Genomic DNA, 21,378 nt, shown 5'->3' with positions numbered 1-21,378 from the left:
AAACGGGGCGCACAGGCGCCCCGTAAGACTTACTCGGCAGGGACTTGCAGCGGCGACTGGCGCGGGGTGTTCGCTTCAGTCTGTTGCGCCGCTTCCAGAGCATCGGCTTCGGCTTTGGCGCGGGCGTCAGCGGTCTGCTGCAGTTGATCCAGCTGGGCCGGGGTCAGTTGCTGCAAGCGCAACATCATGCGCTGCACCAGGTCGCGACGTATTTCCTTGCGGGCTTCGTCTTCTTCCTGGACGGAGCCGGTGATGTTGCTGCCATCGTGCATGACAACCTTCTGCACCTGCAGTTTGTCGCTGATCAGCGACAGGTTGTTCTGGCCAACGATCTGGTAGTTGAGCACCGTGGTCAGTTCGTTCTCGGCGGTCCGCCCGGCACCGGAGTAGCTCAGGCTGCGCTGGGTGGTCTGTTCGTCGGTGAACACCAGTTTGTACGGTGCACCAGTAACCACGTTGACGCCGCTGCTTTGCAATACCTGGCGCATCATGACCACGGTTTCGCCATAGGCGTTACGTGCGCTCAGGTCGAGTTCCTTGATTGCCAGTGCGGTAGTACCGGTGCCGCGCAGCTGGAAACCGCAGGCGCTCAGCAGGACCGCGAGGCCCATCACCAGCAGATTGCGTTTGATCATCTTGTTGCTCCCCTTGAAACCATGTGGGCCGCTATGGCGCCCGAAAGGTTTTGTTCGGTGCCAGGCCGGGCCTGGCACCTGCTCCAATTAGCTGGCGACGATGTTGACCAGTTTCCCGGGTACCACGATCACTTTACGAATGGTCAGGCCGTCGACGAAACGCAGTACGTTTTCGTTGGCGCGCGCCGCAGCTTCGACCTCTTCGCGGGTGGCGCTGGCCGGCATTTCGATCTGGCCACGCAGCTTGCCGTTGACCTGGATAACCAGGGTCAAGCTGTCCTGGACCAGAGCGCTGTCATCCTGCACTGGCCAGCCGGCGTCGATCACAGGATCGGCGTGGCCCAGTTGATGCCACAGCTCGTGGCTGATGTGCGGGGTGATCGGAGCCAACAGCAAGGTCACGGTTTCCAGGCCTTCGTGAACCAGGGCGCGATCTTGTGCGGTGCCTTGCGGGGCTTTTTCCAGCACGTTCATCAGCGTCATCACCTGGGCAATGGCAGTGTTGAATTTGTGGTTCTGGCCGACGTCGTGGCTGGCCTGCTTGATGGCCAGGTGGATCGAGCGGCGAATGGCTTTCTGCTCGTCGTTCAGGCTGGCGACGTCCACTTTGCCCGGCAGACCCTGGGTGATGTGCGCTTGCGCCAGGCGCCAGACGCGCTTGAGGAAGCGGTGCGAACCTTCGACGCCGGAGTCGGACCATTCCGCGCTCATGTCCGGTGGCGAGGCAAACATCATGAACAGGCGGCAGGTGTCTGCGCCGAACTGGTCAATCATCGACTGTGGGTCAACGCCGTTGTTCTTCGACTTGGCCATCTTCTCGGTGCCACCGATTTCCACCGGCAGGCCGTCGGCAATCAGCTTGGCGCTGATCACTTTGGCCTTGCTGTCGCGCTCCAGCTCGACGTCCGCCGGGTTGAACCAGGTGTAGGCGCCGTTGGCTTCGCGACGGTAGTACGTCTCGGCGATCACCATGCCCTGGGTCAGCAGGTTCTTGAACGGCTCGTTGGAGCTCACCAGGCCTTCGTCACGCATCAGCTTGTGGAAGAAGCGCGCGTACAGCAGGTGCAGAATGGCGTGTTCGATACCGCCGATGTACTGGTCAACCGGCAACCAGTGGTCGGCCGCGGATTTTTCTACCAGGCCGCCTTCAAAGTGCGGCGAGGCGTAGCGGGCGTAGTACCACGACGACTCGACGAAGGTGTCCATGGTGTCGGTTTCGCGCTTGGCCGGTGCGCCGCATTTCGGGCAGCTGCACTCGTAGAACTCAGGCATGCGCGCCAATGGCGAACCGGCGCCGTCCGGTACCACGTCTTCGGGCAGTACGACCGGCAGTTGATCTTGCGGCACTGGCACGTCACCGCAGGTTTCGCAGTGGATGATCGGGATCGGGCAGCCCCAGTAGCGCTGGCGGCTGATGCCCCAGTCGCGCAGGCGGAACTGGGTGCGCGAGGCGCCCAGTTCTTTCTTGATCAGGGCCACTTCCATGGCGTCGAACGCGCCCTGGAAATCCAGGCCGTCGAATTCGCCAGAGTTGATCAGCGTACCGTGCTCGCCGTAGGCGTCTTGCCACGGGGCCGGGTTGGTTTCGCCGGCGCTGGTACGCACCACCGATTTGACCGGCAGGTTGTACTTGTGGGCGAATTCGAAATCACGCTCGTCGTGGGCCGGCACCGCCATTACCGCGCCATCGCCGTAGTGCATCAGCACATAGTTGGCGACCCAGACCGGGAGTTTTTCACCGGTCAGCGGGTGCTCGACGAACAGGCCGGTCGGCAGGCCCTTTTTCTCCTGGGTGGCGACGTCGGCTTCGGCCACGCTGCCGCCTTTGCATTCAGCGATGAACGCTTGCAGCTCAGGATTGTTTTTTGCAGCCAGCGAAGCCAGGTGGTGCTCGGCGGCCACGGCGACGTAAGTCGCTCCCATCAAAGTGTCCGGACGGGTGGTGAACACTTTCAGGGTGCCGGCTTCGCCGATCGAATCGACGTTGTACGGGAACTGCACTTCCATCCCGCGGGATTTGCCGATCCAGTTGCGCTGCATGGTCTTGACCTGTTCCGGCCAGCCAGTCAGTTCGTCGAGGCTCTCCAGCAGCTCATCCGCGTAGGCAGTGATCTTGAAGTAGTACATCGGGATTTCGCGCTTTTCGATCAGCGCGCCGGAACGCCAGCCGCGCCCGTCGATTACCTGTTCGTTGGCCAGGACGGTCTGGTCGATCGGGTCCCAGTTCACGGTGCCGTTTTTACGGTAGATCACGCCTTTTTCGAACAGGCGAGTGAACAGCCATTGTTCCCAGCGGTAGTAATCGGGCTTGCAGGTGGTCACTTCGCGCGACCAGTCCACCGCCAGGCCCAGGCTGCGCAGTTGGGTCTTCATGTAGGCGATGTTTTCGTAGGTCCACTTGGCCGGTGCGACGTTGTTCTTCATCGCGGCGTTTTCCGCCGGCATGCCGAAGGCGTCCCAACCCATGGGTTGCAGGACGTTCTTGCCGAGCATGCGCTGGTAGCGGGAGATCACATCGCCGATGGTGTAGTTGCGCACGTGCCCCATGTGTAGCTTGCCGCTGGGGTAAGGGAACATCGATAGGCAATAGAAAGTCTCCTTGCCTGGCTGTTCACTGACTTCAAAGGACTTTTGCTCGTCCCAGAATGATTGGGCGGCGGCTTCGATTTCACGGGGCTGATATTGTTCGTGCATGGCTACTTTTTAACTGATTAGGGGTGGCCTAATCCTCTTCAATGCAACGCTGGACCTGGATTGCGCCACATGTGGCGTTTTCGATGCCCAGCCGAGCTGGAAGTGGAGTTACAGGAAGCGCCGTAGCATACATGACCGTACTCGGCCTAGGGAAACCCTGATTGCGCCGCGTTAACCACAGCTGGGGCCGTTGGTCGCGGCGCGCGGCCGGTTTGTGCGACGAAGCTAAGCTCTAGTTGGGGAGTAGGTCTTATCTTCAATGAGGTGAGGGATGGTTGAGTCGCAAACAAAAGTTACGCAACCCGAGTTGTACGAAAAACTGATAGATCGTCTGGGGATGGCCCTGGACGCGGTAAAGACCGCCGGGCGGTTGCGTGATGAGCGTCCGCTGGAACTGGAACTTCGCGGGTTGAGCCGCGCAGAGTTCGATCTGATCAAGGCTTATCTGGACCGTAGTGAACGCGAGGCGCATGGAGTCTTGTCAACAGCAGTGAAGCACAACGATGCCCCTCGTTCGGCCAAAGTCATCTGGTTGAAAGACAAGGCACCTGGCAGCGACGCGGTAAAGGTCCGGTCCCTGCAGGTCAAGTAAGTGATCAGGTACGTGTTTGTCGCCCCGAGCGGGCACATGAAGTCACCGGTGATGGTTTTTTGATGAAAAGGTCCGTCACCTTGGTTGTCGCTTTACTTCAACCCACTTAGGCTTCGGGCATCTTTGGAGATGCTCGATGCCTTTTCGTTACTTGGTCAAACAACTGCTCATGCCGCCCGGCATTCTTTTGCTGCTGCTGGCGCTAGCCTGGTGGTTTCGCCGTTCCCGGCCGCGTCTGGCAACCCTGTGTTTTGTCCTGGGTGCCGGTGGATTCTGGCTGATGAGCTTGCCGGTAATGGTGCAATGGGGCGCCAAGGCTCTTGAGCGTGAACCGGCGCTGGCGCGCAGTGAGTGGGCGAGCCTGGCCGAGCGCGCGGATGTGATCGTGGTGTTGGGCGCTGGTCGTGAGCGAGGCGACCCGGCCTGGGGTTCCGACCAGCCCACGGGCGTGGCGTTGGAGCGTGAACGCTATGCGGCGCGCCTGGCCAAGGCTTCGGGTTTGCCGGTACTGACCAGTGGCGGCCTGCATTACGGCACGCCGCCGACCGAGGCCAAGCTGATGGCCGATTCGCTGCAGGAAGATTTCGGGGTCACGGTGCGCTGGCAGGAAGGGCGCAGCCGCACGACCTGGGAAAACGCCCAGTTCACCGCCGAACTGCTGCAACCGTTGGGCTTGAAGCGCGTAGTGGTGGTGACCCAGGCCTGGCACATGCCGCGCAGTGTCTGGAGTTTTGAGGCCGCGGGATTGAGCGTGGTGCCGGCGCCAATGGGCTTTTTGGGCAGCGATAACGCCAATGCCGAGCCACTGGGTGGCTGGCTACCGACCTTCAAGTCGATCTGGCGCTCCGGGCAGTTGTTGAATGAGGCGGCGGGGCAGGCGGGGTATGCGTTGTTTTATCGATGACCCGTTGCACCCCTTGCAGGCGTTCGCTGGCAAGCCAGCACCTACAAGGGGCGGGTTCGGTTCTAGACGGTCTTGGCCATCCGGCTGGCCAGCAGTGCCCAGCCAAACAGCAATAGGCAGAGGACGATCAGCGGCCACGAGCGCCATTGCAGGTACGGTGTCAGGTTGTGCATCGGCACCACCTCGCCGTAGAGGATGCCGCGCTCGAATTGCGGGATCTGCACGGTGATCTTGCCGAATGGGTCGATCAGCCCGGTGACGCCATTGTTGGTCGCTCGAATCATCCAGCGCCCGGCTTCCAGCGCGCGCATCTGCGCCATCTGCAGGTGCTGCAGCGGGCCGATGGAGGTGCCGAACCAAGTGTCGTTGCTGATGGTCAGCAGCAGGTCGCTGCGCGCTGACAGGCTCGCGGCAAACTCCGGGTAGACCACTTCGTAGCAGATGAACGGGGCTATCTGGTAGCCCTTGGCTTGCAGCATCGGCTGGTCGGCCGGGCCACGGGCAAAGTCTGACATCGGCAGGTCGAAGAAGGCGATCAGGCCACGCAGCACGTCCTGCAGAGGCACGTATTCACCAAACGGCACCAGCTTTTGCTTGAGGTAGGTGCCGTCACCTTCACCGACCACGGTAATGCCGTTGTAGAAGCGTTTTTCCTGGTGCACCACCTGGCGAATCGGCACACCGGTGATCAGCGCCGAATTCCGCTCGGCAGCAAAGGTGCCCATCATGCTCAGGTAGCCCTCGGCGGACTCCTTGAGTACCGGCACCGCGGTTTCCGGCCAGATCAGCAGGTCGACGCGCTTGGAGCTCAGGCTCATGTCGCGGTACAGCGCCAACTGCGAGTTGAGCTGCGCCGGGTCCCACTTCATGCTTTGTTCGACGTTGCCTTGAATGGCCGCCACGCTCAACGGCTCGCCGGACGGGCTGGTCCAGGCGTGGCCCTTGAGTGCGATGCCCGCCGCCCATGGGCCGACCAGCAGCACCACGCCGGCGGCGATGAAACCAGGGCGGCGGTTGCGTAGCAGGCGTGGCGCGTTGCACAGCAGCGCTGCGGTCAGGGCGATGGTGAACGACACCAGCCACATCCCACCCACTGGCGCCAGGCCGGACAGCGGGCCATCGAGCTGGCTGTAGCCGGAATAGAGCCAGGGGAAGCCGGTAAGGAACCAGCCGCGGAATGCTTCCTGGGCCACCCACAAGGCGGCAAAGGCCAGGGCGTCGGCCAGCGGCGCTTCGTTACGGCGCAGCCAGCGCGCCCAGACCCAGGCGGGCAGGGCGAAGAACCAGGCGATCGCCGCGGTGAACAGCAGCATCAGGAAGCCGGCGAGCAGCATCGAGGCGCCGCCGAAGTGGTGGATGCTGTAGTAGATCCAGCTGGTACCGGCGCCGAACAGGCCGAAACCGAAGCACCAGCCGCGCCCCAGTGCCTGGCGCGGGGTCAGATGGCGCAGGCCGGCATAGAACAAGCCGGCCGCCAGCAGTGCCAGCGGCCAGATATCGAACGGCGCCAGCGCCAGGGTGGTGATTGCACCGGCCGCCACGGCCAGCAGGTTACCGGGCCAGCCGGGGCGGGTTATCCAGCGCATTTCGATCCTTAGGGGTTACCGGGCGATAGGTGTCAGGCGCAGCAAGTGGATACGACGGCTGTCGGCATTGAGGATGCGAAAGCGATAGGCGCCGATTTCCGTGATTTCGTTGCGTTTTGGCAGATGCCCGAACGCGCTCATCACCAGGCCGCCTACGGTATCGAACTCATCGTCGGAGAATTCGCTGTCGAAGAACTCATTGAAGTTCTCGATCGGCGTCAGGGCCTTGATCAGGAAGTCGCCGCTGGGCAGGGGCTTGATGTAGCTGTCTTCTTCGACATCGTGCTCGTCCTCGATATCGCCGACGATCTGTTCCAGCACGTCTTCGATGGTCACCAGGCCCGCCACTCCGCCGTATTCGTCGATGACGATGGCCATGTGGTTATGGTTGGCGCGGAACTCACGCAGCAGCACATTCAGGCGCTTGGACTCCGGCACGAAAGTGGCCGGGCGCAGCAGGTCCTTGATGTTGAAGCTGTCGCCGTTTTCCTTGAGGATCAACGGCAGCAAGTCCTTGGCCAGCAATACGCCCATCACGTCATCGTGGCTTTCGCCGATCACCGGATAGCGCGAGTGAGCCGAGTCGACCACGGCTGGCAGGAACTCACGGGGAGTCTGGGTCGCCTTGATGCTGACCATCTGCGAGCGCGGCACCATGATGTCGCGCACTTGCAGGTCAGCCACCTGGATGGCGCCTTCGACGATGGCCAGCGCTTCGCTGTCCAGCAACTTGTTCTGATGGGCATCGCGCAGCAGCTCCAGGAGCTCCTGACGGTTCTTCGGCTCGTGGGCAAAAGCCTGGGTGAGCTTACCCAGCCATGACTTCTGCCCGTTGCTCGATCGATCTTCGCTCATAGCGATTACTCTGAATCCTTTGTTGTAACAGTAGGGGATAGTTCGGTTTCGTCGTCTGCGTAAGGGTCCGGATGACCCAGTTCGGCAAGCAACGTTCGTTCCAGTGCTTCCATTTCCTCGGCTTCCTCGTCATCTATATGGTCGTAACCAAGCAGATGCAAGCAGCCGTGAATCACCAGGTGAGCCCAATGGGCGTCCAGCGCCTTGCCTTGCTCGGCGGCTTCACGCTCGACCACGGCCACGCAGATCACCAGATCGCCCAGCAGTGGGATGTCGAGAAACTCGTCGGGCACGTCGGCCGGGAACGACAGGACGTTGGTTGCGTAATCTTTCTGACGCCAGGTGTGATTGAGCTCACGGCCTTCGGCTTCATCGACCAGGCGAATGGTCATTTCCGAGTCGGCCGTGCGCTGGCGCAGGGCCAGCTCGCACCATTGGCGGAATTGGGCTTCGCTGGGGGCGTTGCCCTCGGTGGCAAGCTGCAGGTCAAGCTCAAGCATCGCGGCGGTTGTCCTTCGGGGAGTCGGGTGCAACGCGATTCTCGAAGCGCTCATAGGCTTCGACTATGCGCTGCACCAGCGGGTGGCGCACGACGTCTTTGGGCTTGAAGTGGGTAAAGCTGATACCCGGTACGTCCTCGAGCACTTCAATCACGTGGTTGAGCCCGGACTTGGTGCCCTTGGGCAGGTCGACCTGGGTGATGTCACCGGTGATGACCGCCGTGGACCCGAAGCCGATCCGGGTCAGGAACATCTTCATCTGTTCCACCGTGGTGTTCTGGCTTTCGTCGAGGATGATGAAGCTGTTGTTCAGGGTGCGACCACGCATGTAGGCCAGCGGTGCGACCTCGATGACCTGGCGTTCGATCAGCTTGGCCACGTATTCGAAGCCGAGCATTTCATACAGGGCGTCGTACAGGGGGCGCAGGTACGGGTCGATCTTCTGCGACAGGTCGCCCGGCAGGAAACCAAGTTTCTCGCCAGCTTCGACCGCCGGGCGCACCAACAGGATGCGGCGAATCTGCTCGCGCTCCAGGGCATCTACCGCGCAGGCGACAGCCAGGTAGGTCTTGCCGGTACCGGCTGGGCCGATCCCGAAGTTGATATCGTTACCGAGGATTTCCTTCACGTAGCGCTGCTGATTCAAGCCGCGAGGGCGAATCATGCCTTTTTTGGTGCGCAAGGCTACGGCGGGTTCGGCAGGGGCGTGGTTTTCCAGCTCTTCGACGGCCGATTCCTGCAGGAACAGGTGAACCATGTCCGGCGACAGCTCACTACCCTTGGTTTCACGGTAGAGGCGGCGCAGCAGGTTTTCCGCCGAGGTGGTGTGCTTGAGCTCGCCGATCAGTTCGAACTGATTGCCGCGGTTGCGGATCACGATCGCCAGGCGCTGTTCGATCAAGCGCAAATGCTCGTCGAATTGCCCGCACAGATTGGCGAAGCGGTGAGCCTCAAAGGGCTCGAGGATGAAACGATGCGGTTCTATGGGTGCGTTCAAGGTTGTTTTCAGCCGCCCTTGGGCAATTAAGATGAAATCAAGGATAACGCCAGTGGCCTGGGTGCGAAAGCTCTTATACAGACCAATGTTGAACACCTTCCCCCTGTGGGAGCGAGCTTGCTCGCTCCCACAGGGGAATGTGGTGTTATTGGATCAGCGAACCTCGCAGCGAGTGCGGCTGTGCGGCGTCGATGTGCACGTCGGCGAACTGGCCGATCAGGGTTGGCGTGTCGCAGCGGAAGTTGACGATACGGTTGTTCTCGGTGCGCCCCTGCAGTTCGCCAGGGTCTTTTTTCGAGTAATCGGTGACCAGGATCCGCTGGATCGATCCGACCATTTGTCGGCTGATTTCGAAGCCTTGCTGGTTGAGGCGATGCTGCAGGGCGTTCAGGCGCTGTTTTTTCAGCTCTTCCGGCGTCTCGTCGGCGAGGTCGGCGGCCGGGGTGCCTGGGCGCTGGCTGTAGACGAACGAGTAGGAGAAATCGAAGCCAACGTCTTCGATCAGCTTCATGGTCTGTTCGAAGTCTTTCTCGGTTTCGCCCGGGAAGCCGACGATGAAGTCCGAGCTGATGCAGATGCCCGGTACGGCGGCGCGTAACTTGCGCAGCTTGGACTTGTACTCAAGCGCAGTGTGGTTGCGCTTCATGGCCGAAAGGATTCGGTCCGAACCCGATTGCACCGGCAAGTGCAGGTGCTTGACCAACTCCGGCACGTCGGCGTGAGCCTGGATCAGGCTGTCGGAAAATTCCAGCGGATGGGACGTGGTGTAGCGGATGCGGTCGATGCCATCGACCGCGGCAACCACCCGGATCAGCTCGGCCAGGTCTGCCAGGCGCCCGTCGTGGGTGGTGCCGCGATAACCGTTGACGTTCTGCCCCAGCAGGGTCACTTCACGCACGCCGTTCTCGGCCAGGTGAATGATCTCGGCGATCACGTCATCGAACGGTCGGCTGACTTCTTCGCCACGGGTATAGGGCACCACGCAGAATGTGCAGTACTTGCTGCAGCCTTCCATCACCGAGACATAGGCGCTCGGGCCGTCGATGCGCGGTTCGGGCAGATGGTCGAATTTTTCGATTTCCGGAAACGAGACATCGACCTGCGGCAGTTTGGTGATCCGCGCGGCGTCGATCATTTCCGGCAGGCGGTGCAGGGTCTGCGGGCCGAAGACCACGTCGACATAGGGCGCGCGGTCGCGGATGGCGGCGCCTTCCTGGCTGGCCACGCAGCCGCCGACGGCGATCACCATCTCCGGGTTGGCCAGCTTCAGCTCACGCCAGCGGCCCAACTGGGAGTACACCCGGTCCTGGGCACGTTCGCGGATCGAGCAGGTGTTGAGCAGAATCACGTCCGCGTCTTCGGCGCGGGCAGTCACTTCCAGGGCCTGGTGTTCACCCAGCAGATCAACCATGCGCGAGCTGTCGTACTCGTTCATCTGGCAACCGTGGGTTTCGATGTAAAGCTTCTTGGCCATGGACGGGGTCATCACGTGATTCAAAGAACCGCGCATTATAGGGAACAAGTCCTCAGGTTCCTACCGTCGTGCGTCCAGCGGCTATGCTATAGTTCGCGCCCTCATTTTTATCCCTCGATGTGTTACCCGCCCACCATGACCAAACGTGAAGCTCCAATCTACAAGGTGATTTTCCTCAACCAGGGCCAGGTGTTCGAAATGTACGCCAAGCAGATCTATCAAAGCGATCTGTGGGGCTTCCTGGAAGTGGAAGAGTTCGTCTTTGGCGAGCGCACGCAAGTGGTCGTCGATCCGAGCGAAGAGAAGCTCAAGGCGCAGTTCGAAGGCGTGGTGCGCAGTTTTGTGCCGATGCATTCGATTGTGCGCATCGACGAGGTCGAGCGCCTGGGCACGCCAAAAATCAGCGAAGCCCGTGGCGCGGTCGGCAATGTCATGCCGTTTCCGATGCCGATGCCTGAGAAGTAAGCCTTAACACCGCGTCGTCTTCATCGCTAGCAGACTAGCTCCCACAGCGGGTCTTCTGTGAACACACTGTTTGTGGGAGCGAGCCTGCTCGCAATGGGGCCAGACAGGTCAGTGAAGGCTTACGGCAGCGGCGAGAACGGCGTACGCCCATCCGCGCTTTGCAGCTCCATCAGGTATTTGCGGAAAATCTGCCCCAGCACCTGGGTGGCGACTTCCAGTTCATCGCGTTGCATGTGCTCGGCGACTTCGTCGGCCGTGTCCAGCGCATCTTCGGCGCCGTTGACCGCAGCCATTTTCAGCACGATATAGGCCTGGACGTTATTGGCGGGCACGCCTTCGCCGTGGAAGAACATGGTGCCGAGTTTGAATTGCGCCTGGGCGTGGCCTTGCAGGGAGGCCTTTTCGAAGTAGCTCAGGGCTTGATTGAGGTCGCGCGGTGCATTTTTACCGTCGTAGTAGAACTCGCCCAACTCGTATTGCGCTTCCGCATCCCCGGCGTCCGACGCTTTCTGGCAGGCTTCAAGGGCCTCCTTCAGGTCTTCAGGCTGGGTATTGAGGGTGCAACGACCCATTGCCGGGATCAACAACGAGTTGCCGCCGGCTTGTGCGTGCGCGAGCAGCGGCTGAAGGAGCAACAGGCAGCCCAATGCAAGGGTGCGGCCGGTGCGGTTCATGGGAATCGACTTACCTCTGAAGGGCGCGCGGACCCATCGAGGGATCCAATAAGCGCGCATTATGAAATAAGCAGGACCTTCCTTACAAAGTCTTTACTCGTTTTTCTGCCGCGCGGGAACTATATCTACCGCTTTTAGCGGCAACTTGGATAGTCGTAGCAGCAAAAAGACAGCAATGTAGGATAAAGCTGACGTCGACCGAGGTCGACGTCAGCGGTTTTGGCTTACTTCAGCGCGGCAAATGCTCGCTCGGCCGCGTCCAGGGTCAACTGCAACTCGGCGTCGCCGTGGGCGATCGAGGTGAAGCCTGCCTCGAAGGCGCTTGGCGCCAGGTACACGCCGCCTTCGAGCATCAGGTGGAAGAAACGCTTGAACAGGTTGGCATCGCTGGCCATGACGTCGTCAAAGGTCACGATGTCGTCGGCGCCACTGAAGTACAGGCCGAACATGCCACCCGCCTGGGTCGTGACGAATGGGATGCCCGCGGCATCGGCACGCTGTTGCAGGCCATCGAGCAGGCGGCTGGTGTAGTCGCTGAGTTCGGCGTGGAAGCCCGGACGGCTGATCAGGCGCAGGGTGGTCAGGCCGGCCGCCATGGCCAGCGGGTTACCCGACAGGGTGCCAGCCTGGTAGACCGGACCCAGCGGGGCAATGTGCGACATGATTTCGCGCTTGCCGCCGAAGCAACCCACCGGCATGCCGCCGCCGATGATCTTGCCGAAGGTGCTCAGGTCTGGAGTCACGCCGTAGTGCGCTTGGGCGCCGCCCAATGCCACGCGGAAACCGGTCATCACTTCGTCGAAAATCAGCACCACGCCGTGCTGGTCGCACAGGCTGCGCAGGCCTTCGAGGAAACCCGGAGCCGGCGGTACGCAGTTCATGTTGCCGGCTACCGGCTCGACGATGATGCACGCCACTTCCTGGCCGACTTCGCCGAGCATCTTGGCCACCGCATCGATGTCGTTGAACGGCAGGGTCAGGGTGTGCTTGGCAAAGGCGGCGGGTACGCCAGCGGAACTTGGCACGCCTTGGGTCAGCAGGCCCGAGCCGGCCTTGACCAGCAGGCTGTCGGAATGGCCGTGGTAGCAGCCTTCGAACTTGATGATGCTGTCACGGCCCGTGAAACCACGGGCCAGGCGAATCGCGCTCATGGTCGCTTCGGTGCCGGAGCTGACCATGCGCACCATTTCCATCGACGGCACGATCGAGCAGACCAGGTCGGCCATTTCGGTTTCCATCGCCGTTGGGGCGCCGTAGGACAGGCCGTGTTCCAGTTGCTTGCGCACAGCGTCCAGCACTTCTGGGTGGCTGTGGCCGAGAATCATCGGGCCCCAGGAGCCGACGTAGTCGACATAGCGCTTGTCGTCTTCGTCTGTCACGTAGGCGCCTTCAGCGTGCTTGAAGAACAGCGGGGTGCCGCCCACGCTCTTGAATGCACGTACGGGCGAATTCACGCCGCCGGGAATGTGTTTCTGGGCGTTGGCAAACAGGATTTCGGAACGAGACATGGTAGGGCTCTCAAAAATTCAGGAATTGAACAATGCGTTGAAGGCGCGCGCGCGGCGGGTCACTTCGCTCGTGCTGTCGGCGCCGAACAGGCCATGCACCACGGCCAGCAGGTCGACCCCATGGGCCACCAGCGGGGCGGCGTTGTCCAGGGTGATACCGCCGATCGCACAGATCGGCAGGTGTAGCCGGGCGCGGGCCTGGTCGAGCAGTTCGAGGCTGCAGGTCGGTGCGCCGGGTTTGGTGTTGGAGTTGAAAAAGCGGCCGAAGGCGACATAACTGGCACCTTCCTTGGCCGCTTGTTCGGCCAGCTCGATCTGCGCGTGACAGGTCGAGCCGATGATCGCCTGGCGACCCAGCAGCGCCCGGGCCGGGGTCAGCGGGCCATCGGTTTGCCCCAGGTGCACGCCGACGCCCAGGCGTGCGGCCAGTTCGGCGTCGTCGTTGATGATCAACTGGGTCTTGTAGCGCTCGCACAGGCCGCGCAGGGCTTCGGCTTCGCGCAGGCGGCGCGCCTCGTCGGTGCTTTTGTCGCGGTACTGCAGCAAGGTCACGCCACCCTCCAGTGCCGCTTGCACATAGGGCAGGAACTTGCCGGCCAGTAACTGACTGTCGGTAATGGCGTACAGACCACGTAATTTCATCGGGCAAGCCTCATGGCGTTACGAGCAAAAATCCAGCGGCAGGCGGCGCGGAACAAACTGGCCTTTGCCCAGTTGTTCGGCGTCACGCAGGGTGCGCCACGTGTAGTCCAGTGCCGACTTCACCGCGCTGGCGAGGTGTTCGCCCTGGGCCAGGCGACCGGCCAGGGCGCTGGCCAGGGTGCATCCGGATCCGTGGTAGCTGCCGGGCAGGCGCTGGCAGGTAAAGGTTTCGCGGTGACCGTCGCGGCTGTAGAGGCGATTGTGTACTTGATGTTCGTCGCCATGCCCACCGGTAATCAGCAAGTGTTTGACGTAGGGCAGGAGTTTTTCTGCGCACTGGTCGGCGCTGCCGTCTGGCAGTTCAGCCAGGATCCGGGCTTCAGGAAGGTTAGGGGTGGCGATGATCGCCAATGGCAGCAGGCGCTCGCGCATGGCGTAGCCGACTTCGTCCTTGCCCAGGCGTCCGCCGCCGCCGGCGCGCAGCACCGGGTCGCAGACCACGGGCAGGTGCGGATGCGCCTGGAGCAGTTCGACCACGGTGTCGACCATTTCCAGTGAGCCGAGCATGCCCAGCTTGACCGCCGCAACCTGCGAGTCGTTGAGGACGGCATTGGCCTGGGCCAGTACCCACTCACGATCGAGGACGCGGAAATCACTGACATTGACGGTGTCTTGCACGGTCAGGGCAGTGACGGCCGGGGCCGCATGACAACCCTGAGCCAGCAGGGCTTCGATATCTGCCTGCAAGCCGGCGCCACCACTTGGGTCGTGGCCGGAGAGACAGAGGACAACGGGGCGAGAGCTGTAGATATTCATGGTGCGCGAGCTTACCACCAAACACGTTTTTTCGGTGCGCCTGGCAGCACGCCAGGACTTGCTGCCAGCCGCGTGGGCTCGTGGCAGCGGCGGGCGGTTAGGGATGATCCTCATAATCTGACTGGATCTTCAGGTATTGACCGCTCTGTTCCGCCGAAAGGCCCGTTCTAGAGCCTTCAAACTAAAAATTTCAATGGTGTTCAAACGCCACCAGCGGCTATGCTAGAGTGGATCCAAACCAATAACAGGTTGTATCGGTTCGACGTCTGCTCAAAAGGAAATGGGGGGGCTTCCTGACGCACCGGACAGGCCATGCTGGGGCTTTATGCGCTATTTGCTGATGTTGCTGTTGAGTTTGCCCATGTTGGCGAGCGCAGCGGACTTTGATGAGTTCACCCAAAAGCTCCCCTTGGGTCGGATCATGCAGGTGTACGAGGATGTCGCCGGCACTGCGAGCATCAAAGACGTCCAGGCCCAAGCGGCGGCCGGTCATTTCAGCCCCCACCACAAAGCCACCCTGAATGCCGGTTACTCCCGTTCGGTGTTCTGGCTGAAGATCGACCTGCATTACCGCCCGAGCAATCCCGAGGTCCTGCGTACCTGGCTGCTGGAGTTGGCGTACCCACCCCTGGATCACGTCGACCTGTACCTGCCCGATGGCACTGGGAATTATCAGCTCAAGCAGCGCACCGGTGACGCCTTGCCGTTCGCCACCCGGGAAATTCGCCAGAACAACTACCTGTTTGACTTGCCCTTCGTGGCCAATGAACAGAAGACCGTCTACCTGCGCCTGCAAAGCCAGGGTTCGATCCAGGCGCCGCTGGCGCTGTGGTCGAGTACGGCCTATCTGGAAGACCAGCCGGTGCGCCTGTATATCCTCGGGCTGATTTACGGGGTCCTGCTGGGGATGCTGGTCTATAACCTGTTCATCTACCTCAGCGTGCGCGACACCAGCTACCTCTATTACATCTTCTATATCGCCTCGTTCGGCCTGTACCAGCTCTCGGTGAACGGGGCGGCGGTGGAGTACTTCTGGCCGAACAACCCTTGGTGGGCCAACGCCTCGACACCGTTTTTCATCGGCTGCGCGGCGCTGTTCGGCAGCCAGTTCGCCCGCAGTTTCCTGCAAACCTCCAGTCACAGTCGCTGGTTCGATCGCCTGCTATTGACGCTGGTGGCCTGCAGCGCGGTGGTGGTCGGCCTGTCGTTGATGACCAGCTATGCCCTGGCCCTGCGCCTGGCCACGGCATTGGCGCTGATCTTCACCGTGGTGATTTTCTCGGCGGGGATTTTCGCCTGGTGGCGCGGCCTGCGGGTAGCACGCTATTTCATCATCGCCTGGTCGGCGTTCCTGCTCGGCGGCATCGTCAATACGCTGATGGTGCTGGGCTACCTGCCTAACGTGTTCCTGACCATGTACGCCAGCCAGATCGGTTCGGCGATTGAGGTCGCATTGCTGTCCCTGGCCCTGGCTGACCGCATCAACACCATGCGCGAGCAGCAGGCACAGACATTGTTCGATGCCGGGCAGAAGCTGGAAGTGTTGAACCAGCAACTGGCCCACAGTAACCAGCTCAAGGATGAGTTCCTGGCGACCCTGACCCACGAACTGCGCACGCCGATGAATGGGGTGATCGGTTCGCTGGAGTTGATGCAGACCGTCGAGATGGATCCGGAGCTGGAGCAGTATCAGCAGACCGCCGCCGGTTCGGCCCGGGACATGATGCGCATGGTCAACGGCATCCTGACCCTGACCGAGTTGCAGGCCGGGCGCCTCAAGGCCTACCCGGAGTCGTTCAGCCTGCGTTCGGTGGTCGATGGCCTGCACCAGCAGTTCGCCGCCAATGCCGCGAGCAAGGCCCTGGATTTCAAGGTTGAGCTGGCCCAGGGCTTGCCCGATCGCCTGCACGGTGACAGCGCCAAGCTGGTGCAGTGCCTGGAGTGCCTGCTGGACAACTCGATCAAGTTCACCCACGTCGGCGGGTTGGCGTTGCGGGTCAGCGGCAAGCCGGCTGAAGCCGGGCGCCAGGCGTTGTCCTTTGCCGTAATCGACACCGGCATCGGCTTTACTGACCTGGGCGAGGCGACCATGTATCAGCGCTTTTTCCAGCTCGACGGTTCCATGACCCGCGAGTACGGCGGCCTGGGAGTGGGGTTGGCGATCTGTCGGCAATTGGTCGAGTTGATCGGCGGGCGCCTGACCCACCGCTCTGAACCTGGGCGTGGCAGCCGGTTTCAGCTGGATGTCGAGTTCGAGGTGGTGACGCTGCCGCCGAGCACCGCTACCGTGCGTCACGGCCAGGACCTGGTGAGCGTGCGCGACCCCCAGGATTGCCGGGTGTTGTTGGTCGACGACGACAGTATCAATCAACTGGTGGTGCGCGGCATGTTGCTCAAGCTCGGCTATCGGGTGCGCAGTGTCGACAGCGCCCCCGCCGCGCTGGAGTGCTTGCGCCGGGAGTATTTTGATGCGGTGCTGCTGGACAGTCCGATGCCCGCGCTGGCGGGGCAGACGATGTGCGAGCAGATCCGTGCGCTGCCGGGCTACGCCAACGTTGCGGTGCTGGCTGCGGTGGCCACCACCAGCCTGGACTTCGAGGCCGGGCTGACTGATTGCCTGAGCAAACCGGTGAAATTCGAAGAGTTGCAGGCGGTGCTGCATCGTCGGTTACTTTGCCAGCAGCAAGGTGAAAGCGCCGGCATTTAGGCGTATATGCCACTTTGTGAGGGGGTGGCAGGGTGCTTAACTGAGGGTCTTCGCTGACCCAAGGAGGCCCGCCATGAACCTGCACCAGTTCGCCGAAACCCACGAAGTCACCAATCAGCCACCCTCCCTGGACGGGGTCAACCTGTACCGCGTCGACCTGCCGCTGCAAGAGTGGTCGCGGCGTTTCGGGGCGGGTTGGGCCGAGTCGCGAATCGACGCCTATGGTGCCTTGGCCGGTGGTCCGTTGATGGCCGCGGGGTTTTTGGCCAACCAGAACAAGCCGCTGTTCTGCAGCCATGATCGGTATGGTCATCGCATCGACCTGGTGGAGTTTCACCCGGCTTACCATGAACTGATGCGGGCTGCGGTCGAGCACGGGCTGACGTCCTTGCCCTGGACCGATCCACAGGCCGGCGCCCATGTTGCCCGGGCCTCCATGACGTACCTGCACAGCCAGGCCGAAGCCGGCAGTGGCTGCCCGCTGACCATGACGTTCGCCAGCGTGCCCGCCTTGCGTCTGCAGCCGGACATCGCCCGGCAATGGCTGCCGAAAGTCCTCGCCCGCGAGTATGACCCGCGCAATGTCGGCATGGCCCACAAGGCCGGCGTCACGATCGGCATGGCGATGACCGAGAAGCAGGGCGGCACCGACGTGCGGGCCAATACCACCAAGGCGTATCCAGTCGGTGCGGCCGGTCCGGGCCAGGCGTATGAACTGGTGGGCCATAAATGGTTCTGCTCGGCACCGATGTGCGACGCCTTCCTGACCCTGGCCCAGACCGACAAGGGCCTGACCTGCTTCCTGCTGCCGCGCCATCGACCGGATGACACGCGGAACCAGTTCTACATCCAGCGCCTGAAAAACAAACTGGGCAATTGCTCCAATGCGTCCAGTGAAGTCGAGTTTCGTGGGGCGCTGGCGTGGATGATCGGCGAGGAGGGGCGTGGCGTACCGACCATTATCGAAATGGTCGCCATGACCCGTTTTGATTGCATGGTCGGCTCCAGTGCCTTGATGCGCCAGGCGCTGACTCAGGCCAGCCATCACTGCGCCCACCGCCAGGTGGGTGGCAAGTTTCTCAGCGAACAGCCGCTGATGCAGAACGTGCTCGCCGACCTGGCGCTGGAAAGCGAGGCCGCCCTGGCCTTGAGCCTGCGCATGGGGCAGGCGCTGGATCAACTGGATGACTCCCAGGAAGCCAAGTTCGCCCGGCTGGTGACAGCGGTGGGCAAGTACTGGATCTGCAAGCGCGCCCCGGCCATGATCAATGAAGCTGCCGAGTGCATGGGCGGCGCCGGTTATGTCGAGGAAAGCATCCTGCCGCGCCTGTACCGTGAGGCGCCGGTGAACTCGACGTGGGAAGGTTCCGGTAACGTGCAGTGCCTGGACGTGCTGCGTGCCCTGTCCAAAGAGCCCGGAGTGCTCGATGCACTGTTCAGCGAACTGGGCGACGGGCATGGCGACAAACGCCTGGCCACGCACATCCAGCAGTTGCAGGCGGCGTTCAAGGACACCAGCGACATCCAATACCGCGCCCGCCAACTGACCGAGGACATTGCCCTGGGCCTGCAGGCCAAGTTGTTGCTCGAGGCGGGCAATGCCAGCGTCAGCGACGCCTTTATCGCCAGTCGCCTGAACGGTGGAGGCCGGGTTTACGGTGCGTTGCCGCGAGGTCTGGATGTGGAAGCCATCGTCGCCCGTTCGACCCCGCAGCGCTACTGACCACAACAAAGCCCTGTGGGAGCGAGCTTGCTCGCGATTGCGATCAAACATTCAACATCAATGTTGCCTGACACACCGCAATCGCGGGCAAGCCCGCTCCCACAGGATTTCCAGTGTTCCGGAATTGAAGCGTAACCAACACGCCACTGTTCCCGTGAAGCAACGTTGCAGGCAAGATGAAGGCCTGCAAGCCAGAACACAGGAAGCTGATCGTGACCGAAGCCTTTATTGTCGTTCAAACCGCTGAACAAGCCGTGGACCGGCTCGCCGCGCTGCACGAGCGAGCCACTACGGCGTTGAACCAGGCGCTCAAGCGTTATCTGAAAGACCGCATCGAACCCGATGCCGAACAGCGTGCGATGTTCCGCTACCCGGAATTGCGCCTGACCTACCTGTGCCAGGGCGAAGTCCCACAGACCACCCGGGCTTACGCCAAGGTGCAGTTGCCGGGGACCTACAGCGTCACCGTCACCCATCCGGCGGCGTTTCGTAAGTACTTGCTGGAGCAACTGGTGCCCTTGATGCACGACTTCACCGTGACGGTGGAAGTGGGTGTCAGCCAGCAGAATATCCCGTACCCCTATGTGGTCGAGCAGGGCGATGAACTGGCCGGCTCCGGCGTGACCGCCGCGGTGCTGGCGCGGGTGTTCCCGAGCACCGACCTGTCGGCGGCCACCGATGGCATCGCCGACGGCCTGTACGATTGGGAAAATACCGATCCGCTGCCTCTGGCCCTGTTCGACGCCGCGCGGGTCGACTTCTCCCTGCGCCGCCTGGTGCACTACACCGGCAGCGACTGGCGGCATGTGCAGCCGTGGATCCTGCTGACCAACTACCATCGTTATGTCGACCAGTTCATCGTCCATGGCCTGGAGCAATTGCGCAGCGACCCGCGCTTTGTGCGCATGGTGCTGCCGGGCAACGTGATCATCGAAAAGAGCATGGATCACGGCGAAGCCTCGGCCATTGCCGCAGGTGTGGTCTGGCACCGTTACCAGATGCCGGCCTACCACTTGCTGGCGTCCGACGGGCATGGCGTGACCCTGGTCAACATTGGTGTCGGCCCGTCCAACGCGAAGAACATCACCGACCACCTGGCTGTGCTGCGTCCGCACTGCTGGCTGATGATCGGGCACTGCGGTGGCCTGCGCCAATCGCAGACGATCGGCGACTACGTGCTGGCCCACGCCTACATGCGGCGCGACGGGATTCTCGACCGGGTGGTGCCGCCGAACATTCCGATCCCGGCGCTGGCCGAAGTGCAAATGGCGCTGCAACAGGCGGCTGCCAACGTCACGGGCGAGAAGGGCGATGACCTGAAAAAACGCCTGCGCACCGGTACCGTGCTGACCTACGACGACCGTAACTGGGAATTGCGTTGGGCCCAGGAACGACCGTTGATCAACCTGTCGCGGGCCGTGGCGGTGGACATGGAAAGCGGCACCATCGCCGCCCAGGGTTATCGTCTGCGGGTGCCGTATGGCACGTTGCTGTGTGTCTCGGACAAGCCGCTGCACAGTGAAATCAAGCTGCCGGGTTCGGCCAACGCTTTTTATGAGCGTGCGGTCAGCCAGCACTTGAAAATCGGCATCGCCGCGGTGGATCTACTGCGCACCGAGCTCAACTCATTGCACTCGCGCAAACTGCGCAGCTTTGACGAGCCGCCGTTCCGCTGATTGTTATCGTGGTCATTTGACGGTCGGGGCACTAGCATGGGCAGCCCTGACCGTTAGATGTTGTGTTTGCCATGTCCCGTCCTCGTCCTCCTTCCCGTCGCCCAGGTGCTGCCCCCGCAGGCCCGCGCCGCGTGGCCAAAGCGCCGCCGGCTGAACCGAAACTGATTCTGTTCAACAAACCCTTCGATGTGCTGACGCAATTCAGTGATGGCGAAGGGCGGGCGACGCTCAAGGATTACCTCGAGATTCCCGGGATCTACCCGGCCGGCCGCCTGGACCGTGATAGCGAAGGGCTGCTGTTGCTGACCAACGATGGCCAGTTGCAGGCGCGGATTGCCGACCCCAAGCACAAGTTGGCCAAGACTTATTGGGTGCAGGTCGAAGGCGAGCCGTCGGCCGAGCAGTTGCAGCGCTTGCGTGACGGTGTCGAGCTCAATGACGGCATGACCTTGCCCGCTGAGGCGCGTCAGCTGGAAACGCCGGAGCTGTGGCCACGCAACCCGCCGGTACGCTTTCGTAAAAGCGTGCCGACCAGTTGGCTGGAGTTGGTGATTCGTGAGGGGCGCAACCGCCAGGTGCGGCGCATGACCGCGGCAGTGGGCTTGCCGACCTTGCGCCTGGTGCGCGTGCGAATCGGCGACTGGACGCTCGAGGGGCTCGACCAGGGCCAGTGGAAGGAAGTGCCGGCGCGCTTATAAAGTGCCGGATTCGATCAGGCCAATTACCACGCTCTTGATGATGAATGCCGCCACACCCAGGCCCAGCACAAAGAACAGGATGAACGAGCCGAAACGTCCGGCCTTGGATTTCTTTGCCAGGTCCCAGACGATGAAACCCATGAAAATGATCAGGATGCTGACCAGGCCGGTCATCATCCACTCTTCCAACAGTGCAGGATCCATCGAACATCTCCAGCGTGCGCAGGGCAAA

19 protein-coding genes are annotated in these 21,378 nt (G+C 61.9%); 7 read left to right on the top strand and 12 right to left on the bottom strand.

The window, feature by feature from the left end:
* Positions 1 to 29 precede the first annotated feature (29 nt).
* Together PspS04_RS24030 and leuS are read right to left on the bottom strand one after the other, a co-directional pair.
* Positions 30 to 635 (bottom strand): LPS-assembly lipoprotein LptE, encoded by a 606-nt coding sequence (locus tag PspS04_RS24030; protein WP_159998122.1) that lies wholly within the window; start codon positions 633 to 635, stop codon positions 30 to 32.
* An 87-nt stretch (positions 636 to 722) separates the two neighbouring features.
* Positions 723 to 3,329: a leucine--tRNA ligase gene (gene leuS, locus PspS04_RS24025; RefSeq protein WP_095166324.1), complete on the bottom strand. Its 2,607-nt coding sequence runs from the start codon at positions 3,327 to 3,329 to the stop codon at positions 723 to 725.
* A 271-nt stretch (positions 3,330 to 3,600) separates the two neighbouring features.
* Between leuS and PspS04_RS24020 the strand changes: the two genes are divergently transcribed.
* Positions 3,601 to 3,921: a hypothetical protein gene (locus tag PspS04_RS24020; RefSeq protein ID WP_159998120.1), complete on the top strand. Its 321-nt coding sequence runs from the start codon at positions 3,601 to 3,603 to the stop codon at positions 3,919 to 3,921.
* Between the two features lie 136 nt (positions 3,922 to 4,057).
* A complete protein-coding gene (locus PspS04_RS24015; protein ID WP_095166328.1) occupies positions 4,058 to 4,825 on the top strand; it encodes a YdcF family protein in 768 nt (255 codons plus the stop codon).
* Between the two features lie 62 nt (positions 4,826 to 4,887).
* Here the strand turns inward: PspS04_RS24015 and lnt are convergent, their stop codons facing one another.
* The 5 genes from lnt to miaB form a co-directional block, all read right to left on the bottom strand.
* Entirely contained in the window at positions 4,888 to 6,411 is a 1,524-nt protein-coding gene (lnt, locus tag PspS04_RS24010) for an apolipoprotein N-acyltransferase (RefSeq protein WP_159998118.1), read from the bottom strand.
* A 15-nt stretch (positions 6,412 to 6,426) separates the two neighbouring features.
* Entirely contained in the window at positions 6,427 to 7,266 is an 840-nt protein-coding gene (locus PspS04_RS24005) for an HlyC/CorC family transporter (protein WP_016773041.1), read from the bottom strand.
* A gap of 5 nt (positions 7,267 to 7,271) precedes the next feature.
* Positions 7,272 to 7,766, bottom strand: a complete 495-nt coding sequence (gene ybeY, locus PspS04_RS24000) for an rRNA maturation RNase YbeY (protein ID WP_095166332.1) — start codon at positions 7,764 to 7,766, stop codon at positions 7,272 to 7,274.
* Positions 7,759 to 8,763 (bottom strand): PhoH family protein, encoded by a 1,005-nt coding sequence (locus tag PspS04_RS23995; RefSeq protein WP_159998116.1) that lies wholly within the window; start codon positions 8,761 to 8,763, stop codon positions 7,759 to 7,761. Before PspS04_RS23995 ends, ybeY begins: the two co-directional genes overlap by 8 nt.
* A 145-nt stretch (positions 8,764 to 8,908) precedes the next feature.
* The gene (gene miaB / locus PspS04_RS23990) at positions 8,909 to 10,237 is read right to left on the bottom strand and encodes a tRNA (N6-isopentenyl adenosine(37)-C2)-methylthiotransferase MiaB (RefSeq protein WP_095166623.1); all 1,329 of its coding nucleotides are present in this window, start codon (positions 10,235 to 10,237) and stop codon (positions 8,909 to 8,911) included.
* A gap of 135 nt (positions 10,238 to 10,372) precedes the next feature.
* Between miaB and PspS04_RS23985 the strand changes: the two genes are divergently transcribed.
* Entirely contained in the window at positions 10,373 to 10,702 is a 330-nt protein-coding gene (locus PspS04_RS23985; RefSeq protein WP_003185742.1) for a DUF1820 family protein, read from the top strand.
* A gap of 119 nt (positions 10,703 to 10,821) precedes the next feature.
* Here the strand turns inward: PspS04_RS23985 and PspS04_RS23980 are convergent, their stop codons facing one another.
* From PspS04_RS23980 to PspS04_RS23965, 4 genes are all read right to left on the bottom strand, one after another.
* Positions 10,822 to 11,376, bottom strand: coding sequence for a tetratricopeptide repeat protein (locus PspS04_RS23980; RefSeq protein ID WP_095166334.1), 555 nt, complete (start codon positions 11,374 to 11,376; stop codon positions 10,822 to 10,824).
* Positions 11,377 to 11,600: 224 nt separating this feature from the next.
* Positions 11,601 to 12,884 (bottom strand): glutamate-1-semialdehyde 2,1-aminomutase, encoded by a 1,284-nt coding sequence (gene hemL, locus PspS04_RS23975; protein WP_159998114.1) that lies wholly within the window; start codon positions 12,882 to 12,884, stop codon positions 11,601 to 11,603.
* A gap of 18 nt (positions 12,885 to 12,902) precedes the next feature.
* Positions 12,903 to 13,526, bottom strand: a complete 624-nt coding sequence (thiE, locus tag PspS04_RS23970) for a thiamine phosphate synthase (protein ID WP_095166338.1) — start codon at positions 13,524 to 13,526, stop codon at positions 12,903 to 12,905.
* Positions 13,527 to 13,544: 18 nt separating this feature from the next.
* Positions 13,545 to 14,342, bottom strand: coding sequence for a hydroxymethylpyrimidine/phosphomethylpyrimidine kinase (locus PspS04_RS23965; protein ID WP_095166340.1), 798 nt, complete (start codon positions 14,340 to 14,342; stop codon positions 13,545 to 13,547).
* A 325-nt stretch (positions 14,343 to 14,667) separates the two neighbouring features.
* Between PspS04_RS23965 and PspS04_RS23960 the strand changes: the two genes are divergently transcribed.
* From PspS04_RS23960 to PspS04_RS23945, 4 genes are all read left to right on the top strand, one after another.
* Entirely contained in the window at positions 14,668 to 17,049 is a 2,382-nt protein-coding gene (locus tag PspS04_RS23960) for a 7TM diverse intracellular signaling domain-containing protein (RefSeq protein ID WP_159998112.1), read from the top strand.
* Positions 17,050 to 17,122: 73 nt separating this feature from the next.
* Positions 17,123 to 18,772, top strand: coding sequence for an acyl-CoA dehydrogenase family protein (locus PspS04_RS23955; protein WP_159998110.1), 1,650 nt, complete (start codon positions 17,123 to 17,125; stop codon positions 18,770 to 18,772).
* Positions 18,773 to 18,948: 176 nt separating this feature from the next.
* The gene (gene amn / locus PspS04_RS23950; RefSeq protein WP_162530213.1) at positions 18,949 to 20,448 is read left to right on the top strand and encodes an AMP nucleosidase; all 1,500 of its coding nucleotides are present in this window, start codon (positions 18,949 to 18,951) and stop codon (positions 20,446 to 20,448) included.
* A gap of 131 nt (positions 20,449 to 20,579) precedes the next feature.
* Positions 20,580 to 21,146: a pseudouridine synthase gene (locus PspS04_RS23945; RefSeq protein WP_174244640.1), complete on the top strand. Its 567-nt coding sequence runs from the start codon at positions 20,580 to 20,582 to the stop codon at positions 21,144 to 21,146.
* Here the strand turns inward: PspS04_RS23945 and PspS04_RS23940 are convergent.
* A complete protein-coding gene (locus PspS04_RS23940) occupies positions 21,141 to 21,350 on the bottom strand; it encodes a DUF2788 domain-containing protein (RefSeq protein ID WP_095166363.1) in 210 nt (69 codons plus the stop codon). The genes PspS04_RS23945 and PspS04_RS23940 overlap by 6 nt on opposite strands.
* Positions 21,351 to 21,378: the final 28 nt, after the last annotated feature.

It is taken from the genome of Pseudomonas sp. S04, assembly GCF_009834545.1.
Taxonomy (GTDB): domain Bacteria; phylum Pseudomonadota; class Gammaproteobacteria; order Pseudomonadales; family Pseudomonadaceae; genus Aquipseudomonas.
The sequence above is the reverse complement of the archived record's forward strand: the minus strand, read 5'-3'. Positions and strand labels throughout refer to the sequence as shown.